The 17,745-nt window shown below is 68.3% G+C and carries 19 protein-coding genes, 1 tRNA gene and 2 pseudogenes; 16 read left to right on the top strand and 6 right to left on the bottom strand.

What is annotated here, in order from left to right; translation table 11 throughout:
* From ACFV1J_RS14650 to ACFV1J_RS14595, 12 genes are all read left to right on the top strand, one after another.
* Entirely contained in the window at positions 1–390 is a 390-nt protein-coding gene (locus ACFV1J_RS14650; protein WP_385857777.1) for a hypothetical protein, read from the top strand.
* Complete coding sequence (locus tag ACFV1J_RS14645) at positions 384–704, top strand: hypothetical protein (protein WP_385857775.1); 321 nt, start codon at positions 384–386, stop codon at positions 702–704. The genes ACFV1J_RS14650 and ACFV1J_RS14645 overlap by 7 nt, the downstream gene beginning before the upstream one ends.
* Positions 701–1,054, top strand: a complete 354-nt coding sequence (locus ACFV1J_RS14640; RefSeq protein ID WP_385857773.1) for a hypothetical protein — start codon at positions 701–703, stop codon at positions 1,052–1,054. The genes ACFV1J_RS14645 and ACFV1J_RS14640 overlap by 4 nt, the downstream gene beginning before the upstream one ends.
* Entirely contained in the window at positions 1,047–1,478 is a 432-nt protein-coding gene (locus ACFV1J_RS14635) for a minor capsid protein (protein WP_385857771.1), read from the top strand. The genes ACFV1J_RS14640 and ACFV1J_RS14635 overlap by 8 nt, the downstream gene beginning before the upstream one ends.
* 23 nt (positions 1,479–1,501) lie before the next feature.
* Positions 1,502–1,987, top strand: a complete 486-nt coding sequence (locus ACFV1J_RS14630) for a phage tail tube protein (protein ID WP_385857769.1) — start codon at positions 1,502–1,504, stop codon at positions 1,985–1,987.
* Positions 1,984–2,424 carry a hypothetical protein gene (locus tag ACFV1J_RS14625; protein ID WP_385857766.1) on the top strand — a complete coding sequence of 147 codons (441 nt, stop codon included), beginning with the start codon at positions 1,984–1,986 and terminating at the stop codon, positions 2,422–2,424. Before ACFV1J_RS14630 ends, ACFV1J_RS14625 begins: the two co-directional genes overlap by 4 nt.
* Positions 2,425–2,677: 253 nt before the next feature.
* On the top strand, positions 2,678–5,038 hold the full coding sequence (locus tag ACFV1J_RS14620) for a hypothetical protein (protein WP_385857764.1): 2,361 nt from the start codon (positions 2,678–2,680) through the stop codon (positions 5,036–5,038).
* Positions 5,039–5,044: 6 nt separating this feature from the next.
* On the top strand, positions 5,045–5,947 hold the full coding sequence (locus tag ACFV1J_RS14615; protein ID WP_385857762.1) for a hypothetical protein: 903 nt from the start codon (positions 5,045–5,047) through the stop codon (positions 5,945–5,947).
* A 14-nt stretch (positions 5,948–5,961) separates the two neighbouring features.
* Entirely contained in the window at positions 5,962–7,080 is a 1,119-nt protein-coding gene (locus ACFV1J_RS14610; RefSeq protein ID WP_385857760.1) for a hypothetical protein, read from the top strand.
* Positions 7,061–7,918, top strand: a complete 858-nt coding sequence (locus ACFV1J_RS14605; protein ID WP_385857756.1) for a hypothetical protein — start codon at positions 7,061–7,063, stop codon at positions 7,916–7,918. The genes ACFV1J_RS14610 and ACFV1J_RS14605 overlap by 20 nt, the downstream gene beginning before the upstream one ends.
* A 14-nt stretch (positions 7,919–7,932) precedes the next feature.
* Entirely contained in the window at positions 7,933–8,220 is a 288-nt protein-coding gene (locus tag ACFV1J_RS14600; protein WP_385857754.1) for a hypothetical protein, read from the top strand.
* Positions 8,217–8,468, top strand: coding sequence for a hypothetical protein (locus tag ACFV1J_RS14595; protein WP_385857752.1), 252 nt, complete (start codon positions 8,217–8,219; stop codon positions 8,466–8,468). The genes ACFV1J_RS14600 and ACFV1J_RS14595 overlap by 4 nt, the downstream gene beginning before the upstream one ends.
* Positions 8,469–8,538: 70 nt before the next feature.
* Here ACFV1J_RS14595 and ACFV1J_RS14590 read toward each other — a convergent pair whose 3' ends face one another.
* The 4 genes from ACFV1J_RS14590 to ACFV1J_RS14575 form a co-directional block, all read right to left on the bottom strand.
* Positions 8,539–9,117 (bottom strand): GNAT family N-acetyltransferase, encoded by a 579-nt coding sequence (locus ACFV1J_RS14590; RefSeq protein ID WP_385857750.1) that lies wholly within the window; start codon positions 9,115–9,117, stop codon positions 8,539–8,541.
* Complete coding sequence (locus tag ACFV1J_RS14585) at positions 9,114–9,581, bottom strand: lasso peptide biosynthesis B2 protein (RefSeq protein ID WP_385857748.1); 468 nt, start codon at positions 9,579–9,581, stop codon at positions 9,114–9,116. Before ACFV1J_RS14585 ends, ACFV1J_RS14590 begins: the two co-directional genes overlap by 4 nt.
* Positions 9,582–9,733: 152 nt before the next feature.
* A complete protein-coding gene (locus ACFV1J_RS14580) occupies positions 9,734–11,428 on the bottom strand; it encodes an albusnodin/ikarugamycin family macrolactam cyclase (RefSeq protein ID WP_385857746.1) in 1,695 nt (564 codons plus the stop codon).
* A gap of 74 nt (positions 11,429–11,502) precedes the next feature.
* On the bottom strand, positions 11,503–11,643 hold the full coding sequence (locus ACFV1J_RS14575; protein WP_385857744.1) for an albusnodin family lasso peptide: 141 nt from the start codon (positions 11,641–11,643) through the stop codon (positions 11,503–11,505).
* Between the two features lie 1,170 nt (positions 11,644–12,813).
* Here ACFV1J_RS14575 and ACFV1J_RS14570 point away from each other — a divergent pair.
* Together ACFV1J_RS14570 and ACFV1J_RS14565 are read left to right on the top strand one after the other, a co-directional pair.
* Positions 12,814–14,058 (top strand): hypothetical protein, encoded by a 1,245-nt coding sequence (locus ACFV1J_RS14570; protein WP_385857742.1) that lies wholly within the window; start codon positions 12,814–12,816, stop codon positions 14,056–14,058.
* Positions 14,059–14,097: 39 nt separating this feature from the next.
* Entirely contained in the window at positions 14,098–14,889 is a 792-nt protein-coding gene (locus ACFV1J_RS14565; RefSeq protein WP_385857935.1) for a hypothetical protein, read from the top strand.
* Here ACFV1J_RS14565 and ACFV1J_RS14560 read toward each other — a convergent pair.
* Positions 14,795–14,986: pseudogene (locus ACFV1J_RS14560) on the bottom strand (hypothetical protein); the annotation flags it as partial. The gene ACFV1J_RS14565 and the pseudogene ACFV1J_RS14560 sit on opposite strands and share 95 nt — an antisense overlap.
* Positions 14,987–15,120: 134 nt before the next feature.
* Here ACFV1J_RS14560 and ACFV1J_RS14555 point away from each other — a divergent pair.
* Together ACFV1J_RS14555 and ACFV1J_RS14550 are read left to right on the top strand one after the other, a co-directional pair.
* Positions 15,121–15,840 carry a helix-turn-helix domain-containing protein gene (locus ACFV1J_RS14555; protein ID WP_385857740.1) on the top strand — a complete coding sequence of 240 codons (720 nt, stop codon included), beginning with the start codon at positions 15,121–15,123 and terminating at the stop codon, positions 15,838–15,840.
* 515 nt (positions 15,841–16,355) lie between these two features.
* Positions 16,356–17,219: pseudogene (locus tag ACFV1J_RS14550) on the top strand (tyrosine-type recombinase/integrase); the annotation flags it as partial.
* 429 nt (positions 17,220–17,648) lie between these two features.
* On the opposite strand, the gene ACFV1J_RS14545 reads toward ACFV1J_RS14550, so the two are convergent.
* Positions 17,649–17,722 (bottom strand) — tRNA-Thr (locus ACFV1J_RS14545).
* Positions 17,723–17,745: the final 23 nt, after the last annotated feature.

Raw genomic sequence — 17,745 nt, 5'->3', positions numbered from 1 at the left:
ATGGGGCGCCTGTTCGCCAGCGTCGAGCAGTACGTCGCACGGTGCGGGCAGCCGGCCCCCGCCGAGGTCGAGGTGCTGCTCGCCCGCGCGTCTGACGACGTCGGCGCCGCGCTGATCACTGCCGTCTACGACCCCACCCTCGACGACGTCGCCGGCCCCCTGGTCGAAGCCGTGTGCGCTCAGGTCGAATACTGGCTCGCCACCGGAAGCGATGGCATCACCACCGGTGAAGCGTGGGACGCCGTGAGCATCGGGCCCGTGTCGCTGTCCGGCCGCAGCGCGCCCGCCGCACCCCCGGTCCTGGTGGCCGGCGTCGAGCTCGCCCCGCGCGCCTACCGCACGCTGCACCTGGCCGGACTGCTGCCCGGGGAGGTGACCGACGCATGGTGACCCGCGTTCCCGGGTGGCTGCTGCGGCACCGCATCACCGTCGAGTGCTACCAGGGCGACAGCGCGTACGGCCCGGCCTACGGCGTGCCCGTGTGCGCACCGGCCCTGGTCGCCGCGATGCGCAAGCAGGTCGCCGACAAGGACGGCCGCGAAACCCTCGCGACCGCACAGATCATCGCCGGCCCCGAGCTGGAGTGCCCGCCCGGTTCCCGCATCACGCTGCCCGACGGGCGCAGGGCAACCGCCATCAGCACCGCACGGCACACGGCTCCCGGGCTGCCCGTGCCCGCCTGTACGGAGGTGATGTGCCAGTGACACAGCGCACCCGCCTGCACTGGCGCGGCGAGCAGGCCCTCGCCGGCACCCAAACCGGCGCCGCCCGCGGGCTACGCCTGGCAGCCGAGCACGTGCTCGCCAAGTCACGCGAGCGCGTACCGATTGAAGAGGGCACCCTCGAACGGTCCGGCGTCGCCACGGTCGACGAGAGCTCGCTTACGGCCACGGTGTCCTACGACACCGTGTACGCGGTGCGGCAGCATGAAGAGCTCGGTTACCGCCACGATGCCGGCCGCACGGCGAAATACCTTGAGGGCCCGCTCAATGAGCAGGCCGCCATCGTCGCGGAGATCATCGCCGCCGCGGTGCGCAGGGCGCTGGATGGCTGAGCCGCTCGACTACCTCGACGCGCTCGCCCGCTACCTGCACGAGCTCGACTTGCTGACCTACGACCCGCACGGCGTGTTCGGCGATTGCTTCGTCGAGGCCATGCCGCCGGCGCCCGACGAGGCCGTGTGCCTGTCCCTGTACGGGGCCGGCGCCACCGATGCCCGCAACGGGTGGGACGAGCGCAGCGTGCAGGTACGCGTGCGCGGCACCGCCGACCCGCGCATTTCCCGCCGGCGCTGCGAGGCGGTCTACAGCGCGCTGCACGGCCTCGCCGGCGTGGCGCTGCCCGGCGACATCTGGCTCGTGCTCGCCGCCGCCGTCGCTGCCCCCGCATCGATGGGTGTCGACGAGGCCGGCCGGCACGAGCACGTCGTGAATCTGCGCCTCGATATCGAGGCTCCCACCCTTCACCGAAATCCGTAGTACCGCAGAAAGGAAGTCCCCGTATGGGCCGACCCATTGATGCCCGCGGCTGGATTTTCGAGGTACGCGACCAGTCGACAACTGTCGAGCGGTGGCTGCCGATTGAGAATCTGACCAAGTGGACGCACAACGCCAGCGAAAATGAAGAGACCGCCGAGACGACGAATTTCGACTCGAAGGGCTGGTTCGAGCAGGACGTCATGCAGCGCGGCGGGCAGATTGAGCTCGAAGGGCAGTATGCCCTTGATCCGCGCACCGGGCGGCAGGTCGCCGGTCAGGCGTATGTCGACCAGTTTTGGGGGCAGCGCCTCGGCATCGATTCCCGCAACGAAATCCGGTACCGCCACGACTCCCAAAACATGTGGGTTGTCTGGGACGCCACGGTGACGCCCGACAAGCAAGAGGGTGAGGTCAACGACAAGACCGGATGGAACGCCACCTTCACGCAGTGCGGACGCCCGCGCTACGAGCCCGTAATCCCGATCCGCATGGACTGTGATGCTGCATGACTGACCACACCCACAACCGCGACCAGGTCGCGGACTTCGACGCGTTCTTCGCTGAGCAGAACGAGGTGCGGTTCGGGGCGACGCTGCGCCTGTACGGACGCGAGTACGTGCTGCCGACCGCGCTGCCGCTGCTGTTCACGCTCCAGATGGAGCGCGTACAGAACTCCAGCGAACCGGACGATATCCGCCGGCTGCTGTCCTCGCTGTTCGGGCCGGCCGCGCTGGATGAGTGGGCTGATCACGGGATGACCGACCGGCAGCTCGGTGTCGTGCTGCTGTGGTCCGCGGCGAATGCCCGCGAGCCCGGGTGCCTTTCGATCGCCGAGGCGGTCGAGCTGTACGACGAGCAGGAAGCAGCGAAGCAGGAAGAGGGCGAGGAGGGAAAAGAGCGGCCGACCCCGAAGACGATCGCCAACGGTTCTGGGCGACAGTCCTAGCGCATTGGGGCGCGGCCGAATCTGACCTCGCCCGCGTATACGGAGTTACCGCCGAGCAGCTCGCCGCCATGAGCACTCGGCGTTTTTTGGTGCTGATCGGGGGTCTTCCTTCCGAGGCCCAATTCCCGCGCATCTGGCAGGGAACGCCGCGCGCTGTGACTGACCCGCGCGAAATCGCCGCGCTTACTGGCATGCCCGCTTAGTCGGCCGCACGGCACAACTTCATATCGACAACTGAATAAGGGGGTGACCCATGGCCCTCACGGTCGGCGAACTCGTCGGGTATATCGACCTCGACGCATCCGGCGCCCGCCGCGGTATCGCGCAGGCCAACCAAGCTATGCAGGGGTTGCAGCGGTCGGCCGACGGCCGGCTGCGGGACATGCGCGGCCGTTTCGTCGCCGCTTCCGCCGCGCTCGGTGCAGCGGTCGGCGACGGCATCGCCAGCGGGGCGAACCAGGCCCGCGCCGGGGGCGACGAGCTCGGCAATGCTCTCGCTGACGGTGTGGGCGACGGGGCCGATCGGGCGCGCGCGAGCGTGGCCGGACTGGGCAACCAGATCGGCAACGAGGTCGGGGGCGGGGCGCAGCGGGCGCGCGCCGCCCTCGGCGCGCTCGGGCCCACCCTTAACGCGCTCAAGCTGTCCACGGTGGCGCTGTCGGGCGGGGCGCTGGCAGCCGGCGGGGCTCTTGCCGCGGTGCCGGCGCTGTTCGCCGCGATCGGCATCAAGGCCGCAGCGTCGTCGCAGCAGGTCAAGGGCGCATTTTCGGGCCTGAAAGACCATGTCACCAGCCAAGTGCAGGGCATGGTCGGGCCGATCAAGCAGCAGCTTGTCGGCATTGCCGGCGACGCTCGGGCGACGTTCGACAAGATCGCCCCGAGCCTGAAGACAGCGTTCGCCGCGGTCGCCCCACAGGTGCGTACCCTGGGGCAGGGCGTGCTCGGCATGGTCGAGAAGCTCGCCCCCGCGCTCGCGCGAATAGCCTCGGCCGCCGCTCCGGTGATGCAGGCGATATCGGGCGGTCTGGTCAAGCTCGGGGCAGGGCTGGCCGGGTTCTTCAACGGGATCGCCAAGGGTGCGGCCGGCGCCGCACAGGGGTTCTCGGGTCTGTTCGCCGGTATCGGGCAGTTGCTGCCCGCGCTGGGGCAGCTGCTCGGGACGCTGGCTCAGGCCGGCGGGCCGGTACTCGGCGCCTTCGCAAAGACGCTCGGGTCGCTGGTGTCCACGCTCGCCGGCGCGCTCGGGCCGGCGCTGGCCAAGCTCGGACCGCCGCTTACCATCCTGATCACCTCCCTGGGCGCCGGGTTGCAGCCTGTCGTCGCCGCCCTGGGGACGGTGCTCTCCGCTGCTGCCGGCGCGGTCGGGGCGCTGGTGAGCGCCGTTGCGCCGCTGCTGCCCATCGTGGGTCGGCTCGTCGCTGCGGTGCTGCCTGCTCTTACGCCGATCTTGACTGCCGTGGGGCAGGTCTTTCGGCAGCTCGCCCCCGTCGTCAAGCAGCTCGCCACCACCTTGGCGACCGCGCTTACGCCGATCCTGGCGCAGCTGCCCGCGATCACGGGGCCCCTGGTGGGGATCCTGACTCGACTGATCTCCGGCGTACTGCCGATCCTTTCCTCACTGATCAAGGCCATTTCCCCGGCACTGGCCAGCCTCGGGCGGACCTTTGCTCAGCTACTGGTCGCCGTAAGCCCGCTGCTAACGGCTTTGGGGCAGTTGGTGAGCAGCATTCTGCGGCCCTTGATGCCGATCCTTACGCCGATCATTGGCCTTATCGGCAGGCTCGCGACGATCTTCGCGAAGGTCTTTGCCGCGCAGATCACCATGGTGGTGATCCCGGTTCTCAAGATCCTCACCAGCCTGCTCAAGGGCGACTTTTCCGGGGCGTGGCGGCAGACAAAGGGCCTGATCTTGGGGTTCGGGTTCTTCCTGCTCGGTCTGTTCAAGAAGCTGGGCGTATGGGCGCAGGCTGGCATCGGTAGGGCCGTCGCCTGGATCAAGTCGCTTCCTGGGCGCGCCGTGGCAGCGGTCGCCCCGCTCGCGGGCCGGCTGTTCACCTCGGCGAGCAACGCTTTCCAGCGCATGAACCTCGCGATCATCGCCAAGGCGAATCAGGCCCTTGCATGGCTGCGGGGGCTGCCCGGTCGCATGGCTGCCGCGCTCGGCAGTCTCGGCTCGCTGCTCGTCGGTAAGGGTCGCGACCTGGTCGCCGGCCTGTGGCGCGGCATCCAAGGCATGGGCGGCTGGATTGCGTCCAAGCTCGCCGGCTGGGCGAAGTCGATGATCCCGGGCCCGATCGCAAAGGCCCTCGGCATCGCCTCACCGAGCCGCGTCATGGCGCGCGATGTCGGGCGCTGGATCCCGGCCGGCGTCGTCGCCGGCATCACCTCCGGACAAGGCGCCGTCCAAAGCGCCATGCGCCGACTCGTACCTGTACCCGCCGCGCCCGCCATGGCCGCGCCCGGCATGGTCGGCGCCCCCTACGGCCGGTCGGCCGGATCCAGCCCCCGCACCAGTTCGGGGGCGCTGTTGCACGTCGAGCACTGGCACGCCGGCACCGCCTCGCCGGATCAGACCGCCGCGGCGCTCGCCTGGAAGATGAAAGCGAGGGGATGACCCCTGATGGACCGCACAACCGTCGACGTCATGCCGACCGCAGCCGGCATGGTCGTCGGCCAACTCCGCTACGGCAACCTTCTGATCGGGGCTGGAACCCCCTACAAGTGGCGCAAGCTGACCGGTTGGGAAGAGCTGCCCGAGGTCGATAACGGCAGTGTTCCGCGCCCGGCTGCGCACGGCGCTTTCTTGGGCCGGCTGCTGTCCCAGACACGCACGATCGGGCTCGACGAGATGATCGTGCGCGCCCCCGTCGAGCAGCTCGGCCTCGCTGTTGAGACCCTGTCCGCGGGTACCGCGCTCGTCGAGGACGAGCAGCCGCTGCTCGTCCACATCGACGAGCGGGGCCCGCTGCTGGCGTGGGCCCGCGCGGTGCGCCGGAGCGTCCCGGTAGAGCTCGGGTACGCGGTCGGCACGGTCGTCGAGGCCAAACTCGAATTCGAGGCCACCGACCCCCGCCGGTACTCCCCGGCGGTGCAGCACGCCGAGCTCGGGCTGCCCGAGCCCTGTCTGCCCTGGCACGCCGACTACGGCCACGGTCCCCGCGGCATTCCGGCCAGCACCGGCGACCACCTCGCATGCAACCTGGGCAGCGCGCCGACGCACCCCGTCGTCGAACTGCACGGCCCCGTCGACACCCCACGATTGACCAACGCAACGACGGGCGCCGTTCTTGAGTACGACGTGATTCTCGACCCCGGGGAAGTGCTCACGGTCGACACGTTCGCCGGCACCGCCACGCTTCCGGACGGCTCCAGCCTGCTGACCGCCGCGAGCGTCGAGTGCTGGCCCGAGCCTGCGTTCACCCTCGCCGGCGGTACCAACTGCCTGGCGTTCCGGGCTGCCCCGGATACGCCGGCCGACCCGCGCGCCGCCGCCGTTCTTCGGTGGCGCTCGGCGCACTGGTGAAAGGGGGCGTCACCGTGAACACCTCCCGTTACCGGGTGCTCGTCTGTGATCTGCGCTCCGACCGGCTGCTCGACGTGCTGCCCCTGCAAGAGGTCACCGTCGAGGACTACATCGGCAAGGCAGGCACGTTGCAGGGCACCGTGCCGATACCCAACGGGGCCATGGCTGACCGTGTGCGCCCGATCCTCATCCCGGCCCGTACGGCGCTGTGGGTTGAGCGCGACCGCGAGATCTGGTGGGGCGGGGTCCTGTGGTCGGTCAACCCCAAGAGTGACGAGCGCGGCCGGATCTCCATCGAGGTCCAGGCCGGCACCTTTGACACCTACCTCGATCACCGGCAGCTGCGCACCACGCACCGCGCCAAGGGGGTGGATCAGCTCGATATCGCCCGCGACCTCGTCGACCAGGCCCAGAACCAGCCCGGCGGCGATATCGGCATCACCTACGACACCGAGCTCTCTGGTGTCCGGCGCGACCGGACGTTCAGCGCGTCGGATCAGCCGAAGATTCGCGAGCTGCTCGACAAGCTCGCCGCGGCCGAGAACGGGTTTGAGTGGCGCATCCGCTGCTACCGCGACCCCATCAGCGGGGCGCGTGTGAAGCTGCTCGACCTCGGATACCCGCGCCTGGTCCGCGGCGGCGACGACGTCGTGCTCACCCACCCCGGGCACATGGTGAGCTATGAATTCCCGGCCGACGGTACGACCGTGGCGAACGTCTGGCAGAGCAGGGGCGCGAGCGACAACCGCAACCAGGCAGCAGCCTCGAAACCGCTGCTTTCCGAGCTGCTCGTCGCCGAGGAAGACCTCGCCGACGGATGGCCGCGCCTCGACGGCAGCAACGACCACCAAAGCATCGACGACCCGCAGGTGCTCGCCGAGCATGCGCGGGCCGAGGCCGCGCTCGCTCGCCGGCCGCAGGTGATTCCCGAGATCACCGTGCACCTCGACGAGCAGATCAGCCCCGACCTGCTCGGCCGCACCGTCCGTATCCGCATCCGAGACGACTGGTTTCCCGAGGGGCTCGACGTCCGGCACCGGGTCGTCGGCATCTCCGTCACGCCGCCCGAGCGCGGCAAGTCCGAATCCGCGAAACTCACTTTGGAGACCCCCTATGGCGACAGTCCGCAATGATCTGCTGGACCGCATCCGAGACCTTGAGCGCCAGGTGCGCGAGATCGCCGGCCGTTCCCAGACCCGGCCCCCGCTCGACCAGATCAAGAACGGCGACGTGAAGATCTCCGAGGGCGGGCAGCTCGTCGTCGTCCCTCCCGACAAGGATTTCTCAACGTTCACCGTCGGTCACTGGCCCGACGGGGCGTTCGGCATGGTCGCGCGCCGCATGGATGGCAGCTTTGCCCTGACCGTCGAGGGCGAGGCCGAAGACCGCGGCACGGTCCGGCTGTGGTCGCGTGACCTCGCTGAGCGCGACCGGATCCTCGTCATGGACGACAAGCACAGCCCGCGCCACCTCGGCCGGCCGTGGTTGCCGCTCCAGCTGCACCCGACCGCCAACCAGCGCACCACCGACACCGCGTGGGGGCACGCGTGGGTCGGCATCTCCCCCGTGCACAACGCCGTCGCCCACCTCCAGCTCACCACCTACGCCGAGGCCGGCGGGCGCGTCCGCGTCCGCATGCGCGTCGGGGGCGGCGAGCCCGAGGTAATCGACGACTGGGAGGTGCCGGCGGGGAAGTGGACCGCGCACACCGTCGAGCGCCCGCTGCACGGCTCGGCGTTCCTCGACGACGTCGCCATACAGGTCGAGCACCTCAGCGCCAAGCGTCGTAAGGCCATCGAGACCCGGCTGCTGTCCGCCTACACCCGCAACACGTTCCGGGCCACCGAGGCACCCGAGCCGGCCGCCGGCCGCGAGGGCGACACCGGCAAGCCCGACCCGACTCTGCCCGTCGAGCACGACGACCAGGGCGACGGGGCCGGCAAGGCCGAGCAGGCCAAGACCAAGAAGTGAGAGGAGACCTCGCCATGACGGACGCAGCCCGCCGCACGGTCCGCACTGTGGTGCAGACCGTGCTCGGCCTCGCCGCCGCGCTCCCCCTGATCATCTCCGCCGCCGGCATCCCCCGCACCGTCGCCGGAATCGCAACCGCCCTCGCCGTCGCGGCCGGCGTCACCCGCGTTATGCAGCTCGACGCCGTGCAGCGGCTCATGCCGCGGTGGCTGCGCAGCGCCGTACCCGACCCGGGCAACGGCGCCGCCGGCGCTCCGAGCACCCCCGCGCCGAGCCGCGCCCCGAACGGGGGCGCCGTGTGACCGAGCCTGGCCCGCACGACGTCGCCCTCGAACTGGAGCGGCTGCGCACCGCCGTCGAGACCGGGTTTGCCCGTATCGACGGCCGCCTCGACCTGCTCGCCCAACGCGACGACCAGACCGACAAGACCCTCGACGACCACGAACAGCGCCTTACCGCCCTCGAACGGGCACGCTGGCCCCTGCCGAGCCTCGCCGTACTCGTCGGCACCGCCGGCTGCGCCCTGTCCGCATGGCAACTCATCCGCTGACACACCGCGCCCCCGCTCCGGCCATGTGCCGAAGCGGGGGCGCTCTTGTCTTACGGCCGTGCGTGGCTGACTACGAGCCCGTGCCCGCTTCGGCAGCAGCACATACGGCCGACGGCCCGGGGAAATCTTCGGGCAGTGCGTCCATAATCAGCTCGTCGGCAGGCTTCCCAAGCCAATAGCCCGACTGCCGGAGCCGCCCGGCCGAGCGGAACCCGGCCTTCTCGTATGCGGCGATGCCCGCCCGGTTCGGTTCGAGGACCTTCAGCCACACCATGCGCAGCGAGCCGAGGTGGAATGCCCAGTCCAGCGTCAGACGAGTGGCCTCGGCTGCATAGCCCTTACCCCGTTCCTCGGGGGCAACGAGCATGATGTACTCCGCTGTTCGCACAGCTTGGTCGACGTACAGCACGGTCATGCCGACCGGCTGCTCATCTTCCAGGCGAACCACCTCGAAGGCGGGGCGCATGCTGTTGCGTGCCTGCCCGTCCCAACCGGCGGCACGGGCTTCCCACGTCTGCGGCATCTGGTTGCCGTAGCCGAGGACTGTGCGCGGATCGTTCTCCCATCGGTGGTAGTTGGGCAGCATGTCCTGCCGTGGCAGGCCAAGGGCGAGTCGGTCGCCGCGCAGAAGAATGTGAGGACCACTCACGGGATGCCTCCTTGTGAGCCCCGGGGAGATGCACCGGGGCCGTCTGGCGTATAGATCGGTGTGAAGAGGAACGTCTCGGCCGGCTCCTCAACCGGCCGCCCTTCTTGGTCAGCTATCCAGGCATGAAGCCGCACCGGATCGGCGGCGACACCGTGCCGCCACTCCGCACGGCGTCCAGTAGCCGCAAGCAGCAGCGCGGCAGCGGCTGACTGCTCAAGGCACGACCACCGCGCAGGGACCATGCTCGACGCCCAGCGGACAGCGCGTACCGCATACACGGCTTGTTCATGCCTAGCGGGTGGAAGGCGTCGACCGCAGCAACTCAGCCGAACGAGGCGCGAAAAACGGCCGGCGGTACGGCCAATCACTCGAACAGCTGAGGTGATGAGCAGTGCTGGTACGGCGGCGAACTTCCATGGTGCGGGCACCGGGGCGTCGTCCGGCAGAACTGCCAGCACCTCCATAGTCCCCCATGATGCGCCTGTGGTGGCGAGCCGTACGGCAGTGTCATCGACAGGCGCATGGGGTGGCCTGGGCCGCAACTCGGTACGGCCGGTCCGGTAGTTGATGCTTATGGAGGAATGATCGGTGAGCACAGTCACTATGTGGGCGTCGGTCACCTGGCACGCTCCGCAATGCCGTGCCACTCGATCGAGGGCGATCGTTCGATCGCTGCAAGCCACATTTCCGCGTTGAGCACAGGGAGCAGCGCCGGCCATGCCGTTTTGGCTCCGAGTGCCGCAGCGTGCAGAGCTGCCCGCAAGGGTGCCGGCTCAACGAGACCGAGCCCGGCAAGTCGGCCGTCGGCGAGGCTGATTACGCGTCGCAGGTTCGCCCGCATCCCGCGGTGGAACTCGCCAACGAACACCCCCTTGGTCTGGCGGTGCCCCACGGCGTAGGGCAGCAATGGGCCGACGGCATCGGCGAGTAGTGGTTTGTACCGGGTGGTGGAACACCGGTACTGCGGCCCTACCGAGAGCACCGCGTCGACGATCCGGCCATCCAGATAGGGATTGTGCAGCTCAATCCCATAGATGTCAGCGAGCTGTTGCTCGGTTCGAGCCGACCGCGCCACATAGTGCGCCTCGCCGAGCAATACGGAGTCCGAGAGACCTTCCGCCTTGTGCGCCCTGGTCAGGTGGTGGGGTATAGCTGCGGAGAGCCACACTGGCCGCGCACCGCCGCCGCCAACCAGGGCATACCTATCGCGACGGGCCGCCGCTTTCAGCAGGCCCCACGGGCTCACTCGGCGAAGCAACGCCCACGATTGCGCGTCGACGATCAGGCGGCCCCAATTGCCGGCGCGGGCGAGGTCGCATAGGTGTGTAGGTGGTGGCAGAAACAGAGTGTCCCCGCCATCTCCGGTCAGGTGGCACAAGACCCCGGCTCGGCCGATGGCCTCTAACTGCGCCGAGAGCCTCGACCAGGTGCTCGACGATGGTGCCGGCTCGTCCGTCGCCGGCAGCATCCTCTCGGCGTTACTCAACGGAAGGTGCCGTTCGTCTAACGGAAACAGCTCATGCCGTAACCGTGGGAGCGCCTTGGCGAGCTCGCGGGCGTAGGTCACATCACCCCCCTCGGCGTTTCCGGCAGGATGGACGGTCATGCCCATCACCGGGCCGTGATGGGTGGCCAGGACGGCGAGGGTGCTGGAGTCCAGCCCTGCAACGTCCGATGAGGTCGGAACACCTTGGACCCGGGTCCGGACCCCTTCGACGAGGGCATCACGCAGTAGGCCGACAGCCTCGCCGTACGGCCGTCGGCGGATCGTCCACCATGACGACACCCGCGCCACGGAGCCGCCAGGCATGGTGAGCTGATGTCCCGCCGGCACCAGATCGACACCGGTCCACGCGCTACTCGCCCCTGTATCCGCCTGCACGTCGAGGAGATAGGCGGCAAGCCATTCCTTGTTGACCTGCGCGTCTGTCAGGCCGGAAAGCGCCCATGAGCTCGAACCCCACACCACACCACCGTCAGGAAGGCGCACCGTATACACCGGGCAGGCGCCGGCCGCGTCGCCGAGCACCTCGACTTGGCCAGAAATACCAGTGCGCACGATGGCGTGAGTCCCTGCCCATGCACCCCCGAACGTGGATAGATCCGGAGCGACCAGCGCACGGGCGAGATCACGCTCATCGGCAGAGCAGGGACCGAACACAGCAAGTCGAGTGCCGCCATCGGCGACCGTGCGCACACGGCCATCTGGCCAAGCTCCCACTGTCCAAAGCGGCGGATCGTCCCAGATCAGCCGCGCTCCCGCCGGAACGACAGGGCGCCCCCCGGGCCCGCACCCTCCGAACCACTTCACTCCACACCTCCCGTTCGCAGCCGGTTACAACGAAGCGGCGGCCCTCCCCTTGGGGAAGGCCGCCGCCGTGTTCATCAGCCGTACTGGTAACGCTTGTCCTCGGTGCTGCTGCCCTGGCCACCCTGCGTGAGGTTGGCCGCGTCGTCGAGGACGATCACCGCCGGCGCGCCGTCGTCCTGCTGCGCCTGGTCGGATGCCCGCTCAGCCTGCATCATGTGCGTTCCTCCTCTCAATCATCTCTGTGGAGCAACGTCGCCCGAGTCGTGCTGTCAGCCCGGGGAAGGGGCGTTGAACCCCCGGGCAGACCCGCCCTCGATGTATGCGGAAGGCGGGCGTCTGGAACCCGCTTCGGTACCGTTACGGTTTGCCGCGAGCCTCGGGGGTCGTGCCCACGGCCTGATGATCGACGCTACCGAAGCGGGGGTTTTGTGGGCCCTGCTGCCGCGGTCTCATGTCCTACCGCCGACGGTTCCTTGTCCGGAACCATCGCGGACGCGAGGACGGGCCGGCTCGAATCAGTCGCAGCCGCAGTGCCGAGTGCCAGGACAGTTAAGAACTGGAGCGCATGCCATAGCGCCTGTCCCGGTTCGAGGCGCTGAGCGCGTATCTGGTGTCGCCTCTTCTTCAACGTGACCGCCCCTTGCCACGTCGTGCCGGGAGACCTGCCGAGCACCGATGGCACCGGCACGGGGGAAACGCCAAACTCACGGGCGGTGGCTTCACGCACGACGGCGGCGCCGGGACTGAGACTGAACCCAAACTCGTGCGAGCCATTGTCCTGGGGTTGACCCGGTACACCTTCATGGTCATCCCCGTCACGACGCACCGCCGAGCTGTAGGTACGTCTTCCAGGCTTCTGTGGACCAGCGACAAGGGTCGCCGTGCCGGTCAACGAACTGCTGGGCCTCGGGCGGCATCGGACGCGGCACAGACGAGTTTGCGACGTACCCCGCACCCGCCCGCGTGCAGCTCCGTACCTTGTTCGCGATCGAACGGCGCGAATTTTGTGCAGTGGACACGGTGACGGTCCTCTCCGTAAGGCTGCGGTGGGGCTGCTCTCATCAAGGCGCGGCAGTCGACAGGAGCAGCCCCGCTGCGTCACTGCGGCCATTCCAGCTCTCCAAAACTGGCCTGAGAGCCAGGGGCGCCGCGGTGGCTGATGTTCAGTGAAGCCCTCCGCGCAGGCTGCTGTAATCCCGCGATGGGGGCCCCACGAGGGGTACACACCATGGGGGTTAGGAGTACGCTCCGTGCGGAATGGGTTACTGACGCACTGTCATCGCCTCGGGGGTGGGATGGAGTACCCGCTGTCACCAGCAGCACTGCCGCGCGCTCTACTCGCCGATACGCGCTTGCACCACGCCCTACAACGCAGGGATTTCGGGGTGGTGTTCGAGCTCGCTCACGAAGCGGCAGGCATCAGCTACAACAAGATCGCCGAAGCATGTGGGCTCAAAGCGGAACGGGTCGGCAAGCTCGCCCGGGGCGACGGAACTGTCACTACGCTTGCCGCCATCGAACGGATTGCAGACGGACTGCGCATTCCGGGGCGACACTTGGGCTTAGCTGCGCGACCCTGGGAGAAGAGCGCCAGTGCCTCCCCTCCCCGCATGGAGCACCAAAATGGAGACGATCCGATGAAGCGCCGCAACCTCCTCCGCGGCGCCCTCGCCGCCGGCCTTACCGGCGCCGGTGCCGCCGCACTCACCGCCGCCCGTCAAGATCTCGACTCGGCTCTGGCCGACCCACCCACCGCGGACCTTTCGTACTGGGAATCCACGGCTGAGCGGTACGGCTACGGATACAACGGCAAAGCCCCTACTGACGTACTGTCCGGGCTTGTCCTCGATTTCGACGACATGAAACCGCTATTCGGGGCCCCGCAATCGGTCAAGTCACGGACACGGTTGTGCCATGTGGCAGGCCAGATGGCGGGCATGACGGCGATCGTCCTCCACGATCTCGGCGATCACCGCGAAGCACATGCGTGGTTCCACACCGCTCGGCGCGCCGCCGGCGAGTCCGGAGACACCGGCCTCCATGCTTGGGCGTTGGCCCGTGAGGCAATGGTGCCGCTGAACTTCGGCGCACCTGCCGTAGCCGCAGACCTGGCCGAACAATCCCGCAGCCTGGCCGGCGGCCAACCATCCGCCGCCGCGGCGCTCGCGTGCGCGGTTGCTGCCCGTGCCCATGCCGCCCATGGCAATCGTGATGCCGCACTGGCCGCCGTCACCGAGGCCGAGCGGCTGATGGACCGCCTTACGCCACAGCAGGCAGCCGACACGTGGTTCGGCTATCCCGAGCAGAAGCACCACGTACACCTAAGCCAGGCGCTCACCATTCTCGGCGAGACGGCACGGGCCTACGCCACCCAGGCCCGCGCCTTGGAACTGTCCCGCAGCCCCAGCCTGATGACGCGCGCCCTAATCTCCATCGACCGGGCTACCTGCCTCGCCCACGATGGAGAGCCCGAAGAGGCGGCCCGCGTCGCTGCGCAGGCATTCGGAGAACTGCCGACCGCCTATCGAACCGGTCTCACCCGTACCCGCGCGCTCACCCTGTACAGGTCCATCCAGACGTCACCGGGCGTAGGACAGCTACGTGACGTCTTGGCTGTGTCTGCCGCCTGAATCGATCCCGGACGGAACACGGCGCACAGCCTGCCTGCCGTGCCGCCCGCTCGCCCGACTGCCCGACTGCCCGACTGCCCGACTGCCCGACTGCCCGAGGCCAACGACGACCTCGAATTCGTCGACAACCTCGGCGAGGTCGCCGGCAACGGGGTCATGCACGGCTGCGGTAACGACGACAACCCGCTTAGCCGCCACCACACCGCGGCCGTCCCCGCCCTCTACACTCCCGCCGTGGCGACCATGAGAATGCATTGGGACGACCTACCGACCGCCACCCGCGCCGCCGTCGCCGCCCATACCGGCCCGATCTACACAGCGACAACCGCCGGAACGGGCCTAAACAGCGAAATCGCCGCCACTCTCGATACACGCGCCGGCCACGTCTTCGTCAAGGGACTGCGCTGCGATCACCCTCGCGTCTGGACACAGCAACGCGAGGCAATCATTAACCCCCACGTCGCCCCCCTCGCCCCCCGCCTGCTGTGGGCTATCGACGACGGCGAGTGGAACCTGCTCGGCTTCGAGCACCTCGACGGCCGCCCCGCCGACTACCGCCCCGGCGCCGACGACCTACCGCTCGTCGCCGAGGCGATCATCAGGCTATCCGCCGTACGCGCCCCCGCCGACGTCGAGCTGAAACACATCGAGCAGCGCCTCGCCGACTACCTCGACCACCCCGACGACAGGGAACTGCTGCTTCCGACACACCAGCACCCCCGGATGCGGAACCGTTCGCATCAAGTCCGAGGTACCGCAGCAGGTCATAGCGCGTCACTCGGTACTGACGCCCCAACCGCAGCACGCGGACCGGGTACACCCCTCGTTTAGCGAGCGCGAACCCTGTCGTACGCCCCAGGCCAAGAGCGCGGTTCGCGACATCAAGCGGGAAGCTCACCGGCAAAGCCAGCAGCTCGTCATGCGTCATCCCCCGGGGCTCCCCCACCCCGTCAGCGGCGCGGATTGTCGACACCGTGCACCTCCTGATCAAAGTAAGTGATCACCGGACACGCTATCGTTTTGCGTTGCTGCGTGCCAGAACATATGGAAGATTGCTCCACCATGAAGCAAGCAGACTGGCCGGAACGGCTCACCGCCACAATCGCGGCCGAGATCTTGAGATACCGGCGTAACCAGAAGATGAGCGCGCAACAGCTCTCCGACCGATGCGCAGAGCTCGGCATGGAGATACCGCGTGCCGTGATCTCCAACCTGGAAAACGGTCGACGTACCTCCATCTCCGTCGCCGAGCTGCTCGTGCTCGCCGCAGCTCTCGACGTACCACCGGCCGCCCTCGCCTTCCCCGTTGGCTACGCCGAGGAGACCGAAGCCCTACCCGGCGCTCACGTGCCCCCATTCGAAGCTGTCCGTTGGTTCGGTGGCGAACCACACTCCGCGCCCCCACAGGCCCCACAGACGGACACCTCGGCCCCACTGCGGCACCTCTCCTGGCGCACGGAAGGCGCCGCCGGCGAGGCCCTCAGCGGCTACCGCCGCGCCGAGCAGATCGCCGAGGACGGACTCAAGTTCGCCGACCGCGCCGACCACATGCGTGCCGACGCCTACGACTTGGAAGAGGAACAGGCACGGGCCGCGCTGGTCCAAGCCGCACAGAAGCAGGACGCCAAGGCCCGCAACGAACACACCAGCCTCATGCAGGTACTCGACACCCTTCACGACCTCGGCGCCACCGTCGAGCCGAACACCCTGCACGTCAGCCTCTTCCGTCAGACCACCCAGGGCAACCAGCCAAGGGACACCCACACAAAGGAATCGGAGTGAAAGGCCAGACGTTCCGTCGCTGCTACTGCCGCGACCCCCAGACCGGCAAGGAACTCTCCACCTCTTGCCCGAAGTTGAAGAACAAGAACCACGGCGTATGGCTCATACGGCAGGAACTGCCCCCGCGGCAGGACGGCACACGCCGCTCGTTCCGCCGCCACGGCTACGACACCAAGACCGAGGCGCAGGCAGACCTCGACAAGGTCCGCGCCCTGCTCGGCATCCCCAGCAAGGACGACACCGAGGGGCGCCAGCGCATCGGCGACCTTCTCGAAACGGTCTCGTCCACCAAGGAAAACATCCCAAGCTACGAAGACACCAAGCGACGGTTCGTCACTGGGGAGACACTCAACTCACACACGACAGTCGGCGAGTGGCTCGAATCCTGGCTCGGCGGTAAGAAGGCACTTCGCACGAGCGGAAAGACCCGGTACGACGTCGACATTCGATGCCACCTGGTCCCCCGTATCGGGCACGTGCGCCTCGACCGACTCACGGTGCCACACCTCGACGTCATGTTCGAAGGCATCGACGAGACCAACGAGGAGATCCTCGACGCGAACAGCATGCGCCACGCGGCACTCGACGACTTGAAGCTCATTCCCTGGAAAGGCACCGAAAACCGCGCCCGGCGCAAGGCGTTGAAAGAAGCCATCGATGCCATGCCGCCCTTCCGGCGGGTTACCGGCCCCGCGACACAGCAACACATCCGGGCGACGCTACGTTCGGCCCTGAACACCGCCATCGCTCGCGGAATGATCACGTTCAACGCCGCGTCGTTCGTCGAGCTCGCGCCCGCCAAACGGCCAAAGGCTCGGGTCTGGGAAGACCATCTCGTCGAGGAATGGCTGCGCACCGGCGTGAAGCCGAGCCCGGTCATGGTCTGGACTCCCGAACAGGCCGGCGAGTGGCTCGACTTCCTCGCCGAGCGCCGCGAGCGCCTGTACGGGCTCTACCACCTGATCACCTTCCGCGGTCTGCGCCGCGGTGAGTCGTGCGGACTCCGCCGGTACGACCGGAACCGCAAGCGGAGCACACTCACCATCGCAACGCAGCTCGTGCAGGACGGTTGGAATGTCGTCGAGAACGCGCCGAAGACCGACAGCGGCGAGCGCGAGATCACACTCGACGGGTACACCGAGCAGGTTCTCGACGAGCACGAGGCGAGGCAGGACGCTGAGCGGGCCGAGTGGGGCGAGGCATGGGTCGACTCGGGCCGCATGTTCACGATGGAGGACGGATCGCCCATTCACCCCGGCTGGCTGTCGGATCACTTCGAGCGGCTCGTCGAGATCTCCGGTCTGCCGCCGATCCGGCTGCACGATCTGCGGCACGTCGCTGCCTCGCTCATGCTCGCCGCCGGCGTCGACGTCAAGATTGTCTCTGACACGCTCGGCCACAGTGACACCCGGATTACACGGGACATCTATCAGTCGGTCATGCCGAAGGCTGCGCGCGAGGCTGCCGAGGCAACTGCCGCCATGGTTCCACGCGGCACCGCCCGCAGCGCCAAGCAAGCGCCGGCCGAGGCGACTGCCGATACCCGAGTCGAGGCGGCCGCGCAGACCGCCCTCGAACGCCTCGTCGCGCAGATCGCCGAGGCTGCCGCGCACGACGGGCGGGCAGTTGAAGACATCGCGCAGCAGGCCCTCGAACAGCTCGCCCAGCAGGCGGGAGAGGCAACTTCCGAGGCCGCCGCGCTCGCATCGCGCTCGCAGGAGGGAGCGAAGATCATCGCGTTTCCGTCCCGCCGAGCTCAGGACAAAGAAAAGCCCAGGTCAGACGATGTCCAACCTGGGCTTTCGCTGAGCCGCCTTCGGGATTCGAACCCGAGACCTACGCATTACGAGTGCGTTGCTCTGGCCAACTGAGCTAAGGCGGCGTGGTGCGCGGCCCAGTCTACAC

The sequence above is a fragment of the Streptomyces sp. NPDC059649 genome (assembly GCF_042734445.1).
Classification (GTDB): domain Bacteria; phylum Actinomycetota; class Actinomycetes; order Streptomycetales; family Streptomycetaceae; genus Streptomyces.
The sequence above is the reverse complement of the archived record's forward strand: the minus strand, read 5'-3'. Positions and strand labels throughout refer to the sequence as shown.